The organism is Klebsiella sp. K47, from assembly GCF_051858335.1.
Classification (GTDB): domain Bacteria; phylum Pseudomonadota; class Gammaproteobacteria; order Enterobacterales; family Enterobacteriaceae; genus Klebsiella; species Klebsiella pneumoniae.
In genome coordinates, this window is record NZ_JBPYUI010000015.1 from 109800 (window position 1) to 126070 (window position 16271).

Below are 16271 nucleotides of genomic sequence, written 5' to 3' on the forward strand. Positions count from 1 at the left end.
CGGCGTCATTTTCTGCACCGTCACGCTTATCTGCCGACCGATCCTTCACCGGAGTTGTTATGACCGCTCGCCGACACCCGTTTTTCACCAGCGCCCGTGGCCGCCTGCTCTCCTTTAATCTGCTGATGGGCGTGGTCACCCTGTTGGTCAGCGGCGTGGCGGTGTTCGGCTTTCACCACGCCAGCCAGCTGCAGGAGCAGGTGCAGCGCCAGACTCTCAACGACATGCGCGGCAGTATGGATCTGGCGCGGGACACGGCGAATGTCGCCACGGCGGCGGTGCGCCTGTCGCAGGTGGTGGGGGCGCTGGAGTACAAAAGCGAAGCGGAACGGCTGCTGGCGACGCAGCAGGCGCTGAAGCACTCGCTGGCCCAGCTGGCGGCGGCCCCGCTGGCGCAGCAGGAGCAGGCGCGGGTGGCCAATATTATTCGCCGCAGCAACGCGCTGCAGCAGAGCGTGGCGGAGATGCTGGAGCGCGGCCAGCGGCGCCATCTGCAGCGCAATGCGCTGCTGAGTTCGCTTTACCAGAATCAGAGTAACCTGCGCCATCTCGCCGATCTTAACGATCGCGGCGGGGATAAGGCGATCGATCCGCGTCGGCTGGCCGAGATGGACCGGCTGATCGTGGCTGCGATCCATACCGTCACGCCGCGGTCGATCGTCCTGCAACTCGACCAGCTGCGCGGCGCCCTGCCGACACGCAGCGCCGATCCCGCGCTGGCGTTTGTCCTCCCTGATGTGACCCGCGAGCTGGCGACGCTGGCCCCGCTGTCGGCCCAGCTGGAGGAGAGCGACCTGACGATCAGCTGGTACATGTATCACATCAAAGCGCTGGTCGCGTTGCTTAACGAAGATATCAATCAGTACGTGACCCGGGTGGCGGAAGCCTCAGAGCAGCGGGCGGCGCAGAGCCATCGGGAGCTGCGCTCCATCAGTATGTTTATTCTGCTTTCCGCGCTGCTGGCGCTGGCGATCACCGGCTGCGCCGGGTGGTACATCTACCGTAATCTCGGCTCGAACCTGACCGCCATCTCGCGGGCGATGTCGCGGCTGGCTCAGGGAGAGCCGAACGTCTCGGTGCCGGCCCTGCAGCGGCGCGACGAGCTGGGGGAGCTGGCGCGGGCCTTTAACGTTTTCGCCCGTAATATGGCGTCGCTGGAGCACACCACCCGGCTGCTGAAAGAGAAGACCAACCAGATGGAGATCGATCGGATTAAGCGCCAGGAGCTGGAGGAGGCGCTGCTGCATAGTCAGAAGATGAAGGCCGTCGGCCAGCTGACCGGAGGTCTGGCGCATGACTTTAACAACCTGCTGGCGGTGATTATCGGCAGCCTTGAGCTGGTGGAGCCGGATGCGCGCGATGCGCCGCGCCTCTCCAGGGCGCTGAAGGCGGCGGAGCGTGGGGCGCTTCTGACCCAGCGGCTGCTGGCCTTTTCGCGCAAGCAGGCGCTGCATCCCCAGGCGGCGGCGATGGCGCCGCTACTGGAGAACCTCAGCGAGCTGATGCGTCACTCCCTGCCGGCGACCTTAAGCCTGGAGATTGAGGCGCAGTCGCCGGCGTGGCCGGCATGGATAGACGTTGGCCAGCTGGAAAACGCCCTGATCAATCTGGTGATGAACGCCCGCGACGCCATGGCGGGGCGCGACGGGGTCATCAAAATACGCACCTGGAATCAGCGGGTCACCCGCAGCAGCGGCCAGCGGCAGGATATGGTGGCCCTGGAGGTGATCGATCATGGCAGCGGGATGTCGCAGGCGGTGAAAGCCCGGGTGTTTGAACCTTTTTTCACCACCAAAGCCACCGGCAGCGGCAGCGGCCTGGGGCTGTCGATGGTGTATGGCTTTGTGCGCCAGTCTGGCGGCCGGGTGGCGCTGGAGAGCGCGCCGGGGCAGGGGACGACGGTGCGGCTGCAGCTGCCGCGAGCGTTGACCGAGGTTGAGAAGGAGGTGGCGCCAGCGGTGGACGAGCCGCCCCCGGCGGGCGAGCGGCTGGCGCTGGTGCTGGAAGATGAAGAGGATGTCCGCCAGACGCTATGTGAACAGCTGCATCAGCTGGGCTGGCTGACGCTGGAAACCGCCAGCGGTGAAGAGGCGCTGCAGCTGCTGGAGGCCTCGCCGGATATTGCCCTGCTGATTAGCGATCTGATGCTGCCCGGCGCCCTGAGCGGCGCCGATGTGATCCATACCGCCCGACGCCGCTTTCCGGCGCTGCCGGTGCTACTGATCAGCGGCCAGGATTTGCGTCCGGCGCAGAACCCGGCCCTGCCGGAGGTTGAGTGGCTGCGTAAGCCGTTTACCCGCGCCCAGCTGGCGCAGGCGCTGAGCGCGGCGTACGCGAGGATTTGAGATTCCTCCGCTACCCGGGTTTCATGCGGATGATTAAGGTAGCGGCAGGACTCTGATGAGATTGGCCCCGATGAAACGTTACGCAACCGCACTGCTCTTTTGCACTCTGTCGCTGACCAGCCTGGCCGCTCGCGCCGATATTATCGATGACGCGATCGGCAATATTCAGCAAGCCATTAACGACGCCTATAACCCGGGCAGCAGTCGCTCCGATGACGACGACAGATACGATGACGATGGCCGGTATGATGACGGGCGCTATCAGGGGAGCCGTCAGCAGAGCCGTGACAGTCAGCGCCAGTATGACGAGCGGCAACGACAGCTGGACGAGCGCCGCCGCCAGCTGGATGAACGCCAGCGTCAGCTCGACCGCGATCGTCGTCAGTTAGAAAGCGACCAGCGTCGGCTGGATGATAGCTACTGATCGCCCCCCGCAGGCCAGCGCTTAATCCAGCGCTATTTCCATCCCGTCATAGCCCGCTTCGAAACCTGTCGGCAGCGGGTTATCCATCATCCAGACGTCAAACTGGTGGCTGATATGGGTGAGGATCACCTGCGGACAGCCAATGACCTGGTTAAGGCTGCGGACGGTGTTTAGATCGTTATGGTTACGCGGGGTCTGCGCGCGCGGCTCATGACTGCAGTCGATGATCATCGCCTGCGGGCGGTTATTGAGCAAAAACTTCAGCGTCTTGTCCGGCAGCCCGGCGGTATCCGAGAGCCAGGCCAGCCGGCTGTGGGCCGACTCCAGCAGATAACCAAAGGTCAGCTTCGAGTGATTAAGGGGTAGGGGCGTCACCCGCAGCCCCTGCAGGTTAAACATCACAAACGGCGTGACGGTATGGCTAAAGTCAAGCAGACCGGGGTGTTTGAGCAGATCGTCGCAGCCGGCGTCATCCGGCGGGCCATAGACCGGAATCGACGCGCCGACTCCCCAGCGCAGCGGAAACAGCCCCTGCACATGATCCAGATGGTAGTGGGTCAGCAGCACCTGTTGAAAGCTGCCGGCGGGATGATGTTCCATCAGATCCGGTCGTCCGGCATCGAGCAGCGTCACGGCGCTGTTGAACGTGACCACTCCGCTACAGGGGCGGCGTCGGTGGCTCTCCTCGCGGCGGGCGCGGCGGCAGGCCGCGCAGTCGCAGCCGAAGACCGGCACCAGCTGAGCGCCGCCGGTGCCGGTTAAGCGGAGGGTCAGGCTCATCGTGTCACCTTTTGTTTATACCAGTTGATCCGCTTCGCGCGCCGCGTGGCTGCGCAGCAGGCGGAAAAATTCATCGACCGATTGTCGGAGACTGCCGTCGTTATTCAATGTCAGGCAGTTGTCCGGCTTATAGCGCGCGGCGCGGTCCAGACGCTGGGCGATTTCCAGCGCATTTTCCCGGCCGCGCTGCTCCAGCCGCTGGCGCAGCACCGGCGGCGAGACGGCGAGACAGATCGGCACCAGCACCTCGCCGTAGCGTTCCCGGGCCAGCGCCAGATGGGAGCGGGAGCCGTTGGCCACCACGTCAAAGCCGGCGTGCAGCCAGAGGTCGATCTCCACGCCAATGCCATAGTAAGTATTGTTGGCGTGCCAGCTGAGAGCAAAAAGATGCTGCTCGGCGCGGGTAAAAAACTCATGTTCGCTGAGGGCGATATGATTCTCGCTGCCCGCGTTAAACGGGCGGGTTATGTAACGATGGGCCACCAGCAGCTGCGGGTGCTCGCGCTGGCGCAGCGCCGCCAGCAGGCTATCTTTACCGGAGCCGGAGGGGCCCACCAGCCAAATCAGTTTTCCTGGCATTAAAAGACCCTCTTTCCCTGGCGCCAGACATGGTCGATCTGGAGATGTTCGCCGCGACGGTGCGCCAGCACCAGGTCGGCGCGTTTCCCCTCGGCGATGACGCCGCGATCGTCAAGGCCCAGCGCCTGCGCCGGATGCTGACTGACCAGACGGATCGCCTGTGGCAGGGTGAAGGCATTGTCCTCGGCGTCGGCGATACGGAAAGCGGCATCCAGCAGGCTGGCGGGGTAATAGTCAGATGAGAGGATGTCCAGCAAACCGTGGCTCGCCAGCTGGTGGGCGGCGACGTTGCCGGAGTGGGAACCGCCGCGCACGATATTCGGCGCCCCCATCAGGACGTGCATCCCGTGCTGACGTGAAGCCTGCGCCGCGGCCAGCGTGGTGGGAAACTCGGCGATCACGCTCCCTAGCTGGTGGGATTCGGCCACATGCGCCTCGGTGGCGTCGTCGTGGCTGGCGAGGGCGATACGGCGGGCGCGGCACATGGCGGCGATGGTCTGGCGATTGGGCTGCGACCAGGTGGCGGCCAGAGCCATCTGCTCGGCTTCAAAACGGTCCATTTCGTCATGCGTCAGATGATATTTGCCCTGATAATAATCGCGGTACTTGCTGCGATCGGCGTACTGACGCTGGCCCGGCGAGTGGTCCATCAGAGAGACCATGCTCACCGACTCGCGATCGATCAGCTTTTCAAACAGCGGCAGCGTGGTGTGATGCGGCAGCTCGCAGCGCAGGTGCAGGCGGTGTTCGGCGCGGTTGAGACCGCGCTTTTGCGTCTCCTCCACGGCATTGACCATCTTCTCCAGATTCTCAAGACGATCGCCGCCATCGCGCACGTCGCCAATCGCCACGGCGTCCAGCACGGTGGTGATGCCGCTGGCGACCATCATGGCGTCATGGCTGCTCATCGCCGAGTGGGCCGGCCAGTCTACCTTCGGCCGCGGGGTAAAGAACTTGTCGAGGTTATCGGTATGCAGCTCGATAAGGCCCGGCAGCAGCCAGCCGCCTTCCCCATCCAGCGCCTGCGGCAGCCGGCTCTGGCTTTCGGCGAAGGCGAGGATGCGACCGTCATGGACTTCCAGCGAACCGTGGACCACCTCGTCGTCGAGAACCAGTTTTACGTTATTGATAATCATGCTGTCATTCCCATAGAGTGCAGTCGGTCGGCGACCTGACGGCGTACCCCTTCGTCATGGAAAATCCCCACGATGGCCGCGCCGCGCGCTTTGGCATCGTGGATCAGGTTGACCACGGCAGCACTGTTTTTGTCATCCAGTGAGGCGGTGGGTTCATCAAGGAGCAGGATCGGATAGTCGACCGCAAAACCGCGGGCGATGTTGACCCGCTGCTGCTCGCCGCCGGAAAAGGTGGACGGCGCAAGGTGCCACAGGCGTTCCGGAACGTTGAGGCGGGTCAGGAGCTGGGCGGCTTTGGCGGCGCTCGCTTCGCGCGGCGTCCCAAGATCGAGCAGCGGCTGCATCACCACCTCCAGCGCCGAAATGCGCGGGATCACCCGTAGAAACTGGCTGACCCAGCCGATGGTGGTTTTGCGCACTTCCAGCACCTTGCGTGGGGTGGCGGTGACCAGGTCCACCCATTCGTCGCCGTGGCGGATATGGATATGGCCGCTGTCCGGCAGATAATTGGCGTACAGCGAACGCAGCAGGGTCGATTTGCCGCTGCCGGAGTGACCGTGGAGCACCACGCACTCCCCGGCGTTAACGGTCAGCGAGGCGTCGGCCAGCACCGGCAGACGCACGCCGTGCTGCTGGTGCAGAACAAAGGTTTTATGGACGTTTTCAACGCGGATCATGTTAGCTCTCACGAGGTTGAGTTGCCGGGTGGCGCTTCGCTTACCCGGCCTACGAATAACGCACCTGTGGGCCGGGTAAGGCGCAGCCGCCCCCCGGCAAAACCACATCAATTCTTCCACACCGAAGACACCAGCAGCTGGGTGTAAGGATGGTGCGGATCGTCGAGCACCCGGTCGGTTAAGCCACTCTCCACCACCTGGCCCTGCTTCATCACCAGCAGACGGTTCGCCAGCAGGCGAGCGACGCCGAGATCGTGGGTAACAATCACCACCGCCAGATTCAGCTCCACCGCCAGGCCGCGCAGCAGGTCTAGCAGCCGCGCCTGCACGGACACATCCAGCCCGCCGGTGGGTTCATCCATAAACACCAGCTTCGGCTGGGTGACCAGATTGCGGGCGATCTGCAGACGCTGCTGCATGCCGCCGGAGAAGGTGGTGGGCAGGTCGTCGATGCGCGAGGGCGGGATCTCCACCTCCTGCAGCCACTTTTCGGCGGTGGCGCGAATGTTGCCGTAGTGGCGGGCGCCGGTGGCCATTAGCCGTTCGCCGATGTTGCCCCCGGCGGAGACCTGGCGACGCAGACCGTCCATCGGGTGCTGATGCACTACGCCCCATTCGGTGCGCAACAGGCGTCGGCGTTCGGCTTCGCTCATGGCGTACAGCGAGCGCTGCTGGTACAGCACCTCGCCCTGCTGCGGCGTCAGGCGGGCGGAGATTGCCTTCAGCAGGGTGGTTTTACCGGAGCCGGACTCGCCGACGATGCCGAGCACTTCTCCCGGCCACAGCTCGAAGGAGACATCGCGAAAACCTTTATCCGGGGCGTAGAGATGGGTCAGGTTATTCACAGCAAGTAATGGCTGGTTCATTTTTTCTGCCCCTCGCTCTGCTGGCGGCAATAGTCGGTATCGGAGCAGACAAACATCCGCTGGCCGCTGTCATCCAGCACCACTTCGTCGAGGTAGCTGTGGCGCGAGCCGCAGATGGCGCAGGGCTCATCCCACTCCTGCACGGTAAAGGGATGGTCGTCGAAATCGAGACTCTCCACCGGGGTATAGGGCGGCACGGCGTAGATCCGCTTTTCGCGCCCGGCGCCGAACAGCTGCAGCGCCGGCATCATGTGCATTTTCGGGTTATCGAATTTCGGGATCGGCGAAGGGTCCATCACGTAGCGGCCATTGACCTTCACCGGATAGGCGTAGGTGGTGGCGATATGGCCGAAGCGGGCGATATCTTCATACAGTTTCACCTGCATGACGCCGTACTCTTCCAGGGCGTGCATGGTGCGGGTTTCGGTTTCACGCGGCTCGATAAAGCGCAATGGCTCCGGGATCGGCACCTGGTAGATCAGGATCTGATCCTCCACCAGCGGCGTCTCCGGGATCCGGTGGCGGGTCTGGATCAGGGTGGCGTCTTCGGTACGCTCGGTGGTGGCGACGCCGGTGACGCGCTTAAAGAACTGACGAATCGACACCGCGTTGGTGGTGTCATCCGCGCCCTGGTCAATCACCTTCAGCACGTCGTTCTCACCGATGACGCTGGCGGTCAGCTGGATGCCGCCGGTGCCCCAGCCGTAGGGCATTGGCATTTCGCGCCCGCCGAACGGCACCTGGTAGCCGGGAATCGCTACCGCTTTGAGAATAGCCCGGCGGATCATGCGCTTGGTTTGCTCGTCGAGGTAAGCAAAGTTATAGCCAGTCAGTGGGTTAGCCACGTTCGTTCTCCCGTTGCAGGCGTTTCAGCAGCGCCAGTTCGGCCTGGAAATCGACATAGTGCGGTAGCTTCAGATGCGAGACGAAGCCGGCCGCTTCGACGTTATCGGCGTGGGCCAGCACAAACTCTTCATCCTGCGCCGGGCCGGCAATCTCTTCGTCATAGTCCGGCGCCTGCAGCGCACGATCGACCAGCGCCATGGCCATCGCTTTGCGCTCGCTCATGCCGAAGGTCAGGCCGTAGCCGCGGGTGAAGTGCGGCGGCTCCTCCTGCGGGGCGACGAAGCCATTAACCATCTCGCACTCGGTCAGCAGCAGCTCGCCAATATTGACGCTAAAGCCCAGCTCTTCCGGGACGATTTCCACCTGCACGTAGCCGCTGCGGATCTCGCCGGCAAACGGATGGTTGCGGCCATAGCCGCGCTGGGTCGAATAGGCCAGCGCCAGCAGGTAGCCTTCATCGCCGCGCATCAGCTGCTGCAGGCGCGAGGAACGCGAGCAGGGGTAGACCGGCGGGGTGCGGGTGATATCGTCGGGCGGCGTGCCGCGATCTTCCTCGGTCTTCGCCAGCCCCTGCTGCGTGAGCAGGCTAAAGACGTGCGGCGTCGGCTCTGCTTCGCCATTGGCTTGCTGCACAGACGGCGCTTCGCCGTTGGCCAGCAGGGTAAAATCGAGCAGGCGGTGGGTGTAGTCGTAAGTGGGGCCCAGCAGCTGGCCGCCGGGGATATCTTTATACACTGCGGAGATGCGGCGTTCGAGGCGCATCTCCGCGGTATTAATCGGTTCGCTGACCGCCAGCCGCGGCAGGGTGGTGCGGTAGGCGCGCAGCAGAAATATTGCTTCGACGTTATCGCCGCTGGCCTGCTTCAGCGCCAGCGCCGCCAGTTCGCGGTCGGCGATGCCGCCCTCGGTCATCACCCGGTCCACCGCCAGGCTGAGCTGGTCGCCTATCTGTTCGACGCTCAGTTCGGGAAGCCGTCCATCGCCCCGTCGTTTCTGTTCCTGTAAGGCGTGAGCGGCGCGGATCGCCTTCTCGCCGCCCTTGACGGCAACGTACATTTAGCACACCTCCACGTGGGTGGTGCGCGGGATCGCCAGCAGGCGCTCGCCGCAGGTGAGGATCAGGTCGATGCCCAGCGGGAACGGGTGCGGGCGTTCGGTTAATTCGTCGATGATGCAGTCCGGCAGCTGCGGCGCGATCATTCGCTCTTCGGCAATGCCTGCCCCGGTCAGGCGCAGCATGCGTCCGCCGCTGAGGCTGGCAAGCTGAACGATCAGTGTGACGCCGGTTTCCGGCGCGGTGACGGTGCCAGCGGAAAGGACGTTGAGCTGCTCGGCGCTGATGCCGTCATTGGCGATGGCAAAAACCGCCTGCTGCGGCTGGTCCACCAGCGGCGCGCCGGTATGAAAGCGCAGATTCTGTCCCACCAGATCGTTACGCAGAGCGCTGGCGAGCCAGACCGGTGTTTCATGATCGGCAAGGGTCAACAGCAGGCTGGTGGAGGCCACGTTCAATGGCTGCCAGCCGTGCTGAAGCTGCTGCAGGGAGACAATCACCCCCGGCTCGCTCATCGCTTTCAGCAGGCGACGAAAACTGTGTTGGGCATCCTGCACAGCCAGGGTAAAAGCGGGTTGTAAGGTCATACGTTATCTCCGCGAACCAGGGTAAATAAGTCGACCCGGCTGGCGTTGACTTCGGCGCGTCGGGCTTCAATGCGCGCGCTGCGTAGCGCTTCCAGCGGGGTTATCAGGGTTTCCATTAAGGTGTGAAAATGGCGGGGCGACTGCAGCAGGGCGTCGATCGCCGCGCAGCGTTCAGCGTGCGGGCGGTCGCGGCCTAAGATCCAGCTGTAACCGAGGGTACCGTCAGCCAGGCGTACCGCTGCGCGGGTAAGGGTGGCGTCGCCGGCAAAGAAGCGGTCGCCGATACCGCCCATGCGGGCCTGGAGCTGTACCAGCCCGGTTTCCGGGGTGCGAATCAATTCATATTCCGGCGCCAGCTGCAGGGACTCCATGCGCGCCAGAAGGTCCTGCGGTTCACTGTGGGCCAGCACGGACATCCAGCGCTGGCGGGTGGCGGTATCGAAGTGCATTCAGTGCTCCATGGTAAATTCAATCATGTCGGCGCGGGTCAGGCTGACGGAGTACTCCGCCGTGACCGACTCGCCCTCGCGGCTATTGAGCGTGCGGACGCAGAGCAGCGGCGCCATATTGGGGATTTCCAGCAGCTTGCTCTCTTTTGCCTGCGCGCGGCGGGCGCTAATTTTGGTGCGTACGCGGGTCAGTTCGACGTCGAGCCGATCGCGTAGCAGATCGTGCAGCGAGCCGTGGCTGAAGGTCTGTAGCACCGGCCAGAAGCGCAGGTCGGCGAAGTAGTGGTCAATCAGGCACAGGGCGACGCCATTGACCCGGCGCAGGGTACGCAGGTGGATCACGTTCTCGCCCTCATTGATGCCAAAGGCTTCGGCGACATGGGCGCTGGCGGGGCGCAGCACCGACAGCAGCTTTTCGCTGGTGGGATCGCTGCCTTGTTCCAGCAGGTTTTGGCTGAAGCGCGCCTGGGCGTTAAGCGGGTAGTCGATAGGGCGCATCAGCACCAGCACACCCACGCCCTGACGGCGCTGAACCCAGCCGCGCTCAACCAGCTGGTCGATAGCCCGGCGCAGGGTGTGGCGGTTAACGTCGAAGCGCGTCGCCAGCTGCTGCTCGGCGGGCAGATAGTCGCCGCAGCGATAGTGGTGGCGCAGCTCCTGCTCAAGTCGGGCGGCGATTTCCTGATAGCGCGTGGGGTAACTGGTCGGATGTCTGGACAGGTGCATAGTCATCAAGCCTCACACAGCATAGGCGAGGAGCTTCCTCGCGTTGTGGGCCGATCCTGACCGGTTTATGTTGCATTTCGGTTAAGTGACGATGACTAAAGGATGAAGAGTTGATGCCAGGCGGATGACAGGGCGGCCGGGCCGCCCTGGGGGCGTCAGCCTTGTTTGACCACGTTGATCATCCAGGGGACGCCAAAGCGGTCGACGACTTTGCCGAAGCCGTGGGCCCAGAAGGTTTCCTGCCAGGCCATCTCAATGCGCCCGCCGACAGCCAGCGCGTCGAACCAGCGCTGGCCTTCAGCGACATCGCTGGGATCGAGGACGAGGGTGAAGCCGGCGTAATGCACATCGGGCCCGAAGGCGCTGTCGCTCAGCATCAGCTCGCCATTATTGATGCGCAGGCTGGCGTGGGCGATAGCATCATCCGCCATCTTCTGGCCAGACGGGCAGCCGTCTGACGCTTCCTGCGCCGCGGGCGGCATTTCGCCAAAGGTCATTTTAAACATCAGCTCCGCGCCCAGCGTCTGCTGGTAGAAGGCGATCGCCTCGGCGCAGTTGCCCGCAAAGGCAAGGTAGGGACTTAAGGACATGGTGAATACCTCAGTGACCGTAACCCGTAAAGCGTAGTCGCCCGGCAGGCGATTGAGCCAGACGGCAGGGCGAAAAGGGGCGCTGAAATATGACGGCAGGCGACAGTGTAAATAGCGGTTGCCGGCGAGGGAAATAACAGGATGCGCCGGTGGACAAACGGCCACCAGGATATCGGGTGCGGCGACGGTTATGTGAAAAAATAATCGTGCCGCCTACCCGAAATTAAATCAGTTCTTTTTCACAAATTCCGATTTGAGCTTCATCGGACCAAAACCGTCAATTTTGCAGTCAATATTGTGATCGCCTTCGACCAGACGGATATTTTTCACTTTGGTGCCGATTTTCAGCATCGAAGAGCTGCCTTTAACCTTCAAATCTTTCACGACGGTAACGCTGTCGCCATCGGCCAGTAAATTGCCATTGGCATCTTTAACGATCAGAATGTCGCTCTCTTCCGTCGCCTCGGCAGGGTTCCACTCATGGGCACATTCCGGGCAGATGTACATGCCGCTATCTTCATAAGTGTAAGTCGAATCGCATTTTGGGCAGTGTGGCAGTTGCATGACGCTCCTCATGATATCGTCGAAAAACAGGACGTTGGTCCTTTAAACAGCGGCTGAGAGCCGAAAGTGGGTATGATTATAGCGCAATCACCCACTTTTGTCGGGTGTTTTTTTGCTAAAAAATAGCCGTGGTGTTATTCCGGAAAGAAGCGAATAAACGCTGAAATTAACCGCCCGAAGTGGAGCAAAATCGACGAAATAATTTCCGCGCGATCGGCAGGAAATGAACTTATTTATTTTCCGACACTCTGTAATGAGGCGGTAAATTTCTGTGAAGTTGATCGCAGATATAAACACTGTTAGGGTAAAAAAGGGGAGCAGGTCAATTTCATCAAGCATCACGATGAGCCGCTCCATTTATTCACCAGTAGCCAGAGCAGGCGTCAACAGGTTCGGTTGTACATTCTGTCAGCAGACAGTGCAGGCAAACCTGCTACGCTTGAAATGAGGAGCACAGCAATTCACCGCTCCTGACGCACGATGCGAATGGCCTTGCCATTCGGCGAAGAGGCGTGCACTCAAGGCGGAGTAGCAGAGGAAAAATATGCTTAAAAGGAAAAAAATAAAGCCCATCACCCTTAAGGATGTGACCATCATCGATGATGGTAAACTGAAAAAGGCGATCACCGCGGCCTCCCTGGGCAACGCGATGGAGTGGTTCGATTTCGGCGTCTACGGCTTTGTGGCCTACGCCTTAGGTAAAGTCTTCTTCCCCGATGCCAACCCAAGCGTGCAGATGATTGCCGCGCTGGGTACCTTCTCCGTACCATTTTTAATTCGTCCGTTAGGAGGCCTGTTCTTCGGGATGCTGGGCGATAAATATGGTCGGCAAAAAATTCTCGCGATAACTATCGTGATCATGTCGATAAGTACTTTCTGTATCGGCCTTATTCCGTCGTATGCCACGATAGGTATCTGGGCACCGATCCTGCTGCTGCTGTGTAAAATGGCGCAAGGCTTCTCGGTTGGCGGTGAATATACCGGGGCGTCGATCTTCGTCGCGGAATACTCTCCTGACCGCAAGCGCGGCTTTATGGGCAGCTGGCTGGACTTTGGCTCCATCGCCGGGTTTGTGATGGGGGCCGGCGTGGTGGTTCTCATCTCCAGCGTGGTGGGCGAACAGAACTTTCTCGACTGGGGTTGGCGTATCCCGTTCTTCCTGGCGCTACCGTTAGGTATCATTGGTCTCTACCTGCGCCATGCGCTGGAAGAGACGCCAGCGTTCCAGCAGCATGTTGACACCATGGAGCAGGGCGACCGTGAAGGACTGCAGGACGGGCCGAAGGTCTCTTTTAAAGAGATTGCCACCAAGCACTGGCGTAGCCTGCTGACCTGTATCGGTCTGGTGATTTCCACCAACGTGACTTACTACATGCTGCTGACCTACATGCCGAGCTATCTGTCGCATAACCTGCACTACTCGGAAGATCATGGGGTGCTGATCATCATCGCTATCATGGTCGGGATGCTGTTTGTACAGCCGGTTATCGGTATGCTCAGCGACCGTTTCGGCCGTCGCCCGTTTATCCTGATTGGTAGCGTGGCGCTGTTTGCCCTGTCGATCCCGGCCTTCATTATGATCAACAGCAACGTGACTGGCCTGATCTTCGCCGGCCTGCTGCTGCTGGCGGTGGTGCTGAACTGCTTTATCGGGGTGATGGCCTCCTCGCTGCCGGCGATGTTCCCGACGCACATCCGCTTCAGCGCCCTGGCCAGCGCCTTTAACATCTCGGTGCTGATTGCCGGTCTGACGCCAACCCTGGCGGCGTGGCTGGTGGAGACCACCCAAAACCTGATGATGCCGGCGTACTACCTGATGGTTATCGCGGTGGTGGGTATGGCGACGGGCCTGTCGATGAAAGAGACGGCTAACCGTCCGCTGAAAGGGGCGACCCCGGCGGCGTCGGATATCCAGGAAGCGAAAGAAATCCTTGGCGAGCACTACGATAACATCGAGCAAAAAATCGAAGATATCGATCAGGAGATCGCCGATCTGCAGGCAAAACGGTCGCGCCTGGTGCAGCAGCATCCGCGTATCAACGACTAACCGTTTTCACTGTTAATCATGCCGCCTGGGGAAACCCCGGCGGCATTTTTTATGCCTTCGGCAAGGCCAGGCCGTGACGCCGCTGCTGGCTGAGTTTACGGTACTGCTGCGGCGGCATGCCCACGTAGCGGGTAAAAGTGCTGTAGAAGCGACTGCTGGAGCGAAAACCGGCGGTAAGGGCAATATCCAGGATGGTCTTGTCGGTATCGCTCAGCAGCGCCCGCACATGATTGATACGCATGGCGGTAATGTACTGCTTCATGGTCTGCTGCATCACCCGCTGAAAGACCCCCATCGCATAGTTCGGGTTGAGCTTCACGTGCTCGGCAACGGCATTGACGGTCAGCGCCTGGTCGTAGTGGGCAGCGATAAACTCCAGCATCTGGCTGACATAAAACTGCGCGTGGCGCGAGACGCTGTTCTTGTGGGTGCGTGAGGTTTTATTGACCAGAATCGGCTGCCAGCCGGCGAGGCTCAGCCGCTTCAGCATCAAGGCGATTTCATCGATCGCCAGCTGGCGTATCTGTTCATTCTCGTGGCTCAGTTCCTGCTGCCAGCGGCGCACTTCGAAGGCGCTCAACTGCTGCGCAGCGAGGGATTTAATCACCATCCCATGGGTGACGTGGTTGATAAGCTCCCGGTCCAGCGGCCATGAGAGAAACAGATGCATCGGTAGGTTGAATATCGCCATCTGCTGGCAATCGCCGGGGCGGGTCAGCTGATGCGGCGTACAGGCCCAGAACAGAGTGATATAGCCTTTCTCAATGCGCACCACTTCGTTATTAATCAAATACTCCACGTCGCCATCGAACGGCACGTTGACCTCCACCTGGCCGTGCCAGTGGCTGGTGGGCATGGCGTGCGGCGGGCGCAGTTCGATATCCATACGCTGATACTCGGAGTAGAGCGCCAGCGGGCTGCGGCTCTGCTTTTCGTCGCTGCTGCACATAAAGGGATCGGAGGGCAGAGAGGTGAAGCGGTGTTCCATCGTTAGCGTATTCCTGAATTGTCAGAGTGGCTGCATTTTTCGCCAGAACTGACGACAGCTTAGCGGAAGAATCGGCCCATTTTCTCTCCTTTTTGCTCAATCTGTTCCCGAAATCTCAGATTTTGTGGCGCTTAATGGCCGATCTGAGCTTTCGGGAATGCTCCGGCGGGAACAGGGCAGCGCAGCGGGGAGCGGCGTGCCACTCTGCAAGTGTTCAATGACCTGATGGAGAGTGCGTGATGTCTGCCCCAAAAATTACTTTTATCGGCGCCGGTTCGACGGTGTTCGTCAAAAATATTCTCGGTGATGTTTTCCAGCGCCCGGCGCTGAAATCGGCGCATATCGCGCTGATGGATATCGATGAAACCCGGCTGGAAGAGTCGCATATCGTGGTGCGCAAGCTGATGGATTCCGTGGGCGCGAACGGCGAAATCAGTTGCCACCGCGACCGGAAAATCGCCCTGCAGGGCGCCGATTTTGTCGTCGTTGCCTTCCAGATTGGCGGCTATGAGCCCTGTACCGTCACCGATTTTGCAGTCTGCAAGCGCCACGGCCTGGAGCAGACCATTGCCGATACGCTGGGGCCGGGAGGCATTATGCGCGCGCTGCGCACCATCCCGCACCTGTGGGCTATCTGCGACGATATGAGCGAGGTCTGCCCGGACGCCACCATGCTTAACTACGTCAACCCGATGGCGATGAACACCTGGGCGATGTACGCCCGCTACCCGCATATCAAGCAGGTTGGCCTGTGCCACTCGGTGCAAGGCACAGCGGAAGAGCTGGCGCGCGACCTCGATCTCGATCCGGCGGATTTACGCTACCGCTGCGCGGGGATTAACCATATGGCGTTCTATCTGTCGCTGGAGAAAAAGCTCGCGGACGGCAGCTACGTCAGTATCTACCCCGACCTGCTACAGGCCTACGCCGACGGGCGGGCGCCGAAGCCGAACCTGCACGGCAACCCGCGCTGCGAAAACATTGTCCGCTATGAAATGCTCAAAAAGCTGGGCTACTTTGTCACCGAGTCCTCGGAGCATTTCGCGGAATACACGCCATGGTTTATCAAGCCGGGCCGCGATGACCTTCTCGCTCGCTATAAAGTGCCGCTGGATGAATACCCTAAACGCTGCGTCGAGCAACTGGCCAACTGGCATCAGGAGCTGGAGAGCTATAAGCGCGGGGAGCGCATTGAGGTGAAACCCTCCCGCGAATATGCCAGCACCATCATGAACGCCATCTGGACCGGCGAGCCAAGCGTGGTGTACGGCAACGTGCGAAACGATAATCTCATCGACAACCTGCCTCAGGGCTGCTGTGTGGAAGTGGCCTGCCTGGTGGACGCCAACGGCATCCAGCCGACCAAAGTGGGCGCGCTGCCGGCGCATCTGGCGGCGCTGATGCAGACCAATATCAACGTGCAGACGCTGCTCACGGAGGCGATCCTCACCGAAAATCGCGATTACGTCTATTACGCCACGATGATGGATCCGCACACCGCCGCGGTGCTGGGGATCGAAGAGATCTACGCGCTGGTGGACGATCTGATCGCCAGCCACGGCGACTGGCTGCCGGCCTGGCTGCACCGTTAATCCTCTTATGCCGCCGGGGGC

Annotated in this window: 18 protein-coding genes; 4 read left to right on the plus strand and 14 right to left on the minus strand. The window is 61.2% G+C overall.

Features of this window, described 5'->3' with window-relative positions; genetic code table 11:
- The first annotated feature begins 59 nt into the window (after window positions 1-59).
- Both RRF55_RS16030 and yjdP read left to right on the plus strand, forming a co-directional pair.
- Window positions 60-2345: an ATP-binding protein gene (locus RRF55_RS16030; RefSeq protein WP_020802928.1), complete on the plus strand. Its 2286-nt coding sequence runs from the start codon at window positions 60-62 to the stop codon at window positions 2343-2345.
- Between the two features lie 70 nt (window positions 2346-2415).
- Window positions 2416-2769, plus strand: a complete 354-nt coding sequence (yjdP, locus tag RRF55_RS16035) for a DDRRRQL repeat protein YjdP (protein WP_004151729.1) — start codon at window positions 2416-2418, stop codon at window positions 2767-2769.
- Window positions 2770-2790: 21 nt separating this feature from the next.
- On the opposite strand, the gene phnP is transcribed toward yjdP, so the two are convergent.
- The 13 genes from phnP to RRF55_RS16100 form a co-directional block, all read right to left on the minus strand.
- Window positions 2791-3549: a phosphonate metabolism protein PhnP gene (gene phnP / locus RRF55_RS16040; protein ID WP_106516923.1), complete on the minus strand. Its 759-nt coding sequence runs from the start codon at window positions 3547-3549 to the stop codon at window positions 2791-2793.
- A 15-nt stretch (window positions 3550-3564) separates the two neighbouring features.
- The gene (gene phnN, locus RRF55_RS16045) at window positions 3565-4128 is read right to left on the minus strand and encodes a ribose 1,5-bisphosphokinase (RefSeq protein ID WP_064153701.1); all 564 of its coding nucleotides are present in this window, start codon (window positions 4126-4128) and stop codon (window positions 3565-3567) included.
- Window positions 4128-5264 carry an alpha-D-ribose 1-methylphosphonate 5-triphosphate diphosphatase gene (gene phnM, locus RRF55_RS16050; RefSeq protein WP_064153700.1) on the minus strand — a complete coding sequence of 379 codons (1137 nt, stop codon included), beginning with the start codon at window positions 5262-5264 and terminating at the stop codon, window positions 4128-4130. Before phnM ends, phnN begins: the two co-directional genes overlap by 1 nt.
- The gene (phnL, locus tag RRF55_RS16055) at window positions 5261-5941 is read right to left on the minus strand and encodes a phosphonate C-P lyase system protein PhnL (protein ID WP_004221959.1); all 681 of its coding nucleotides are present in this window, start codon (window positions 5939-5941) and stop codon (window positions 5261-5263) included. Before phnL ends, phnM begins: the two co-directional genes overlap by 4 nt.
- A gap of 107 nt (window positions 5942-6048) precedes the next feature.
- Window positions 6049-6807: a phosphonate C-P lyase system protein PhnK gene (gene phnK, locus RRF55_RS16060; RefSeq protein WP_439419143.1), complete on the minus strand. Its 759-nt coding sequence runs from the start codon at window positions 6805-6807 to the stop codon at window positions 6049-6051.
- On the minus strand, window positions 6804-7652 hold the full coding sequence (locus RRF55_RS16065) for an alpha-D-ribose 1-methylphosphonate 5-phosphate C-P-lyase PhnJ (RefSeq protein WP_002885202.1): 849 nt from the start codon (window positions 7650-7652) through the stop codon (window positions 6804-6806). Before RRF55_RS16065 ends, phnK begins: the two co-directional genes overlap by 4 nt.
- Window positions 7645-8709 (minus strand): carbon-phosphorus lyase complex subunit PhnI, encoded by a 1065-nt coding sequence (locus tag RRF55_RS16070; RefSeq protein ID WP_004210033.1) that lies wholly within the window; start codon window positions 8707-8709, stop codon window positions 7645-7647. The genes RRF55_RS16065 and RRF55_RS16070 overlap by 8 nt, the downstream gene beginning before the upstream one ends.
- Window positions 8710-9294 (minus strand): phosphonate C-P lyase system protein PhnH, encoded by a 585-nt coding sequence (gene phnH, locus RRF55_RS16075; protein ID WP_004221970.1) that lies wholly within the window; start codon window positions 9292-9294, stop codon window positions 8710-8712.
- Window positions 9291-9743, minus strand: a complete 453-nt coding sequence (gene phnG / locus RRF55_RS16080; RefSeq protein ID WP_083565039.1) for a phosphonate C-P lyase system protein PhnG — start codon at window positions 9741-9743, stop codon at window positions 9291-9293. The genes phnH and phnG overlap by 4 nt, the downstream gene beginning before the upstream one ends.
- Window positions 9744-10469 carry a phosphonate metabolism transcriptional regulator PhnF gene (gene phnF, locus RRF55_RS16085; protein WP_002885217.1) on the minus strand — a complete coding sequence of 242 codons (726 nt, stop codon included), beginning with the start codon at window positions 10467-10469 and terminating at the stop codon, window positions 9744-9746.
- 155 nt (window positions 10470-10624) lie between these two features.
- Window positions 10625-11059 carry a VOC family metalloprotein YjdN gene (yjdN, locus tag RRF55_RS16090; protein ID WP_004177784.1) on the minus strand — a complete coding sequence of 145 codons (435 nt, stop codon included), beginning with the start codon at window positions 11057-11059 and terminating at the stop codon, window positions 10625-10627.
- A gap of 228 nt (window positions 11060-11287) precedes the next feature.
- Window positions 11288-11623: a zinc ribbon domain-containing protein YjdM gene (locus RRF55_RS16095; protein ID WP_004177783.1), complete on the minus strand. Its 336-nt coding sequence runs from the start codon at window positions 11621-11623 to the stop codon at window positions 11288-11290.
- 87 nt (window positions 11624-11710) lie between these two features.
- On the minus strand, window positions 11711-11980 hold the full coding sequence (locus tag RRF55_RS16100) for a hypothetical protein (protein ID WP_016831374.1): 270 nt from the start codon (window positions 11978-11980) through the stop codon (window positions 11711-11713).
- A 187-nt stretch (window positions 11981-12167) separates the two neighbouring features.
- Between RRF55_RS16100 and proP the strand changes: the two genes are divergently transcribed.
- Window positions 12168-13670 carry a glycine betaine/L-proline transporter ProP gene (gene proP / locus RRF55_RS16105; protein WP_004177782.1) on the plus strand — a complete coding sequence of 501 codons (1503 nt, stop codon included), beginning with the start codon at window positions 12168-12170 and terminating at the stop codon, window positions 13668-13670.
- A 49-nt stretch (window positions 13671-13719) separates the two neighbouring features.
- On the opposite strand, the gene melR is transcribed toward proP, so the two are convergent.
- Complete coding sequence (gene melR / locus RRF55_RS16110) at window positions 13720-14658, minus strand: transcriptional regulator MelR (RefSeq protein ID WP_439419144.1); 939 nt, start codon at window positions 14656-14658, stop codon at window positions 13720-13722.
- A 239-nt stretch (window positions 14659-14897) separates the two neighbouring features.
- Here melR and RRF55_RS16115 point away from each other — a divergent pair, with 239 nt between their 5' ends.
- Window positions 14898-16250 (plus strand): alpha-glucosidase/alpha-galactosidase, encoded by a 1353-nt coding sequence (locus RRF55_RS16115; RefSeq protein WP_130974890.1) that lies wholly within the window; start codon window positions 14898-14900, stop codon window positions 16248-16250.
- Window positions 16251-16271 lie beyond the last annotated feature (21 nt).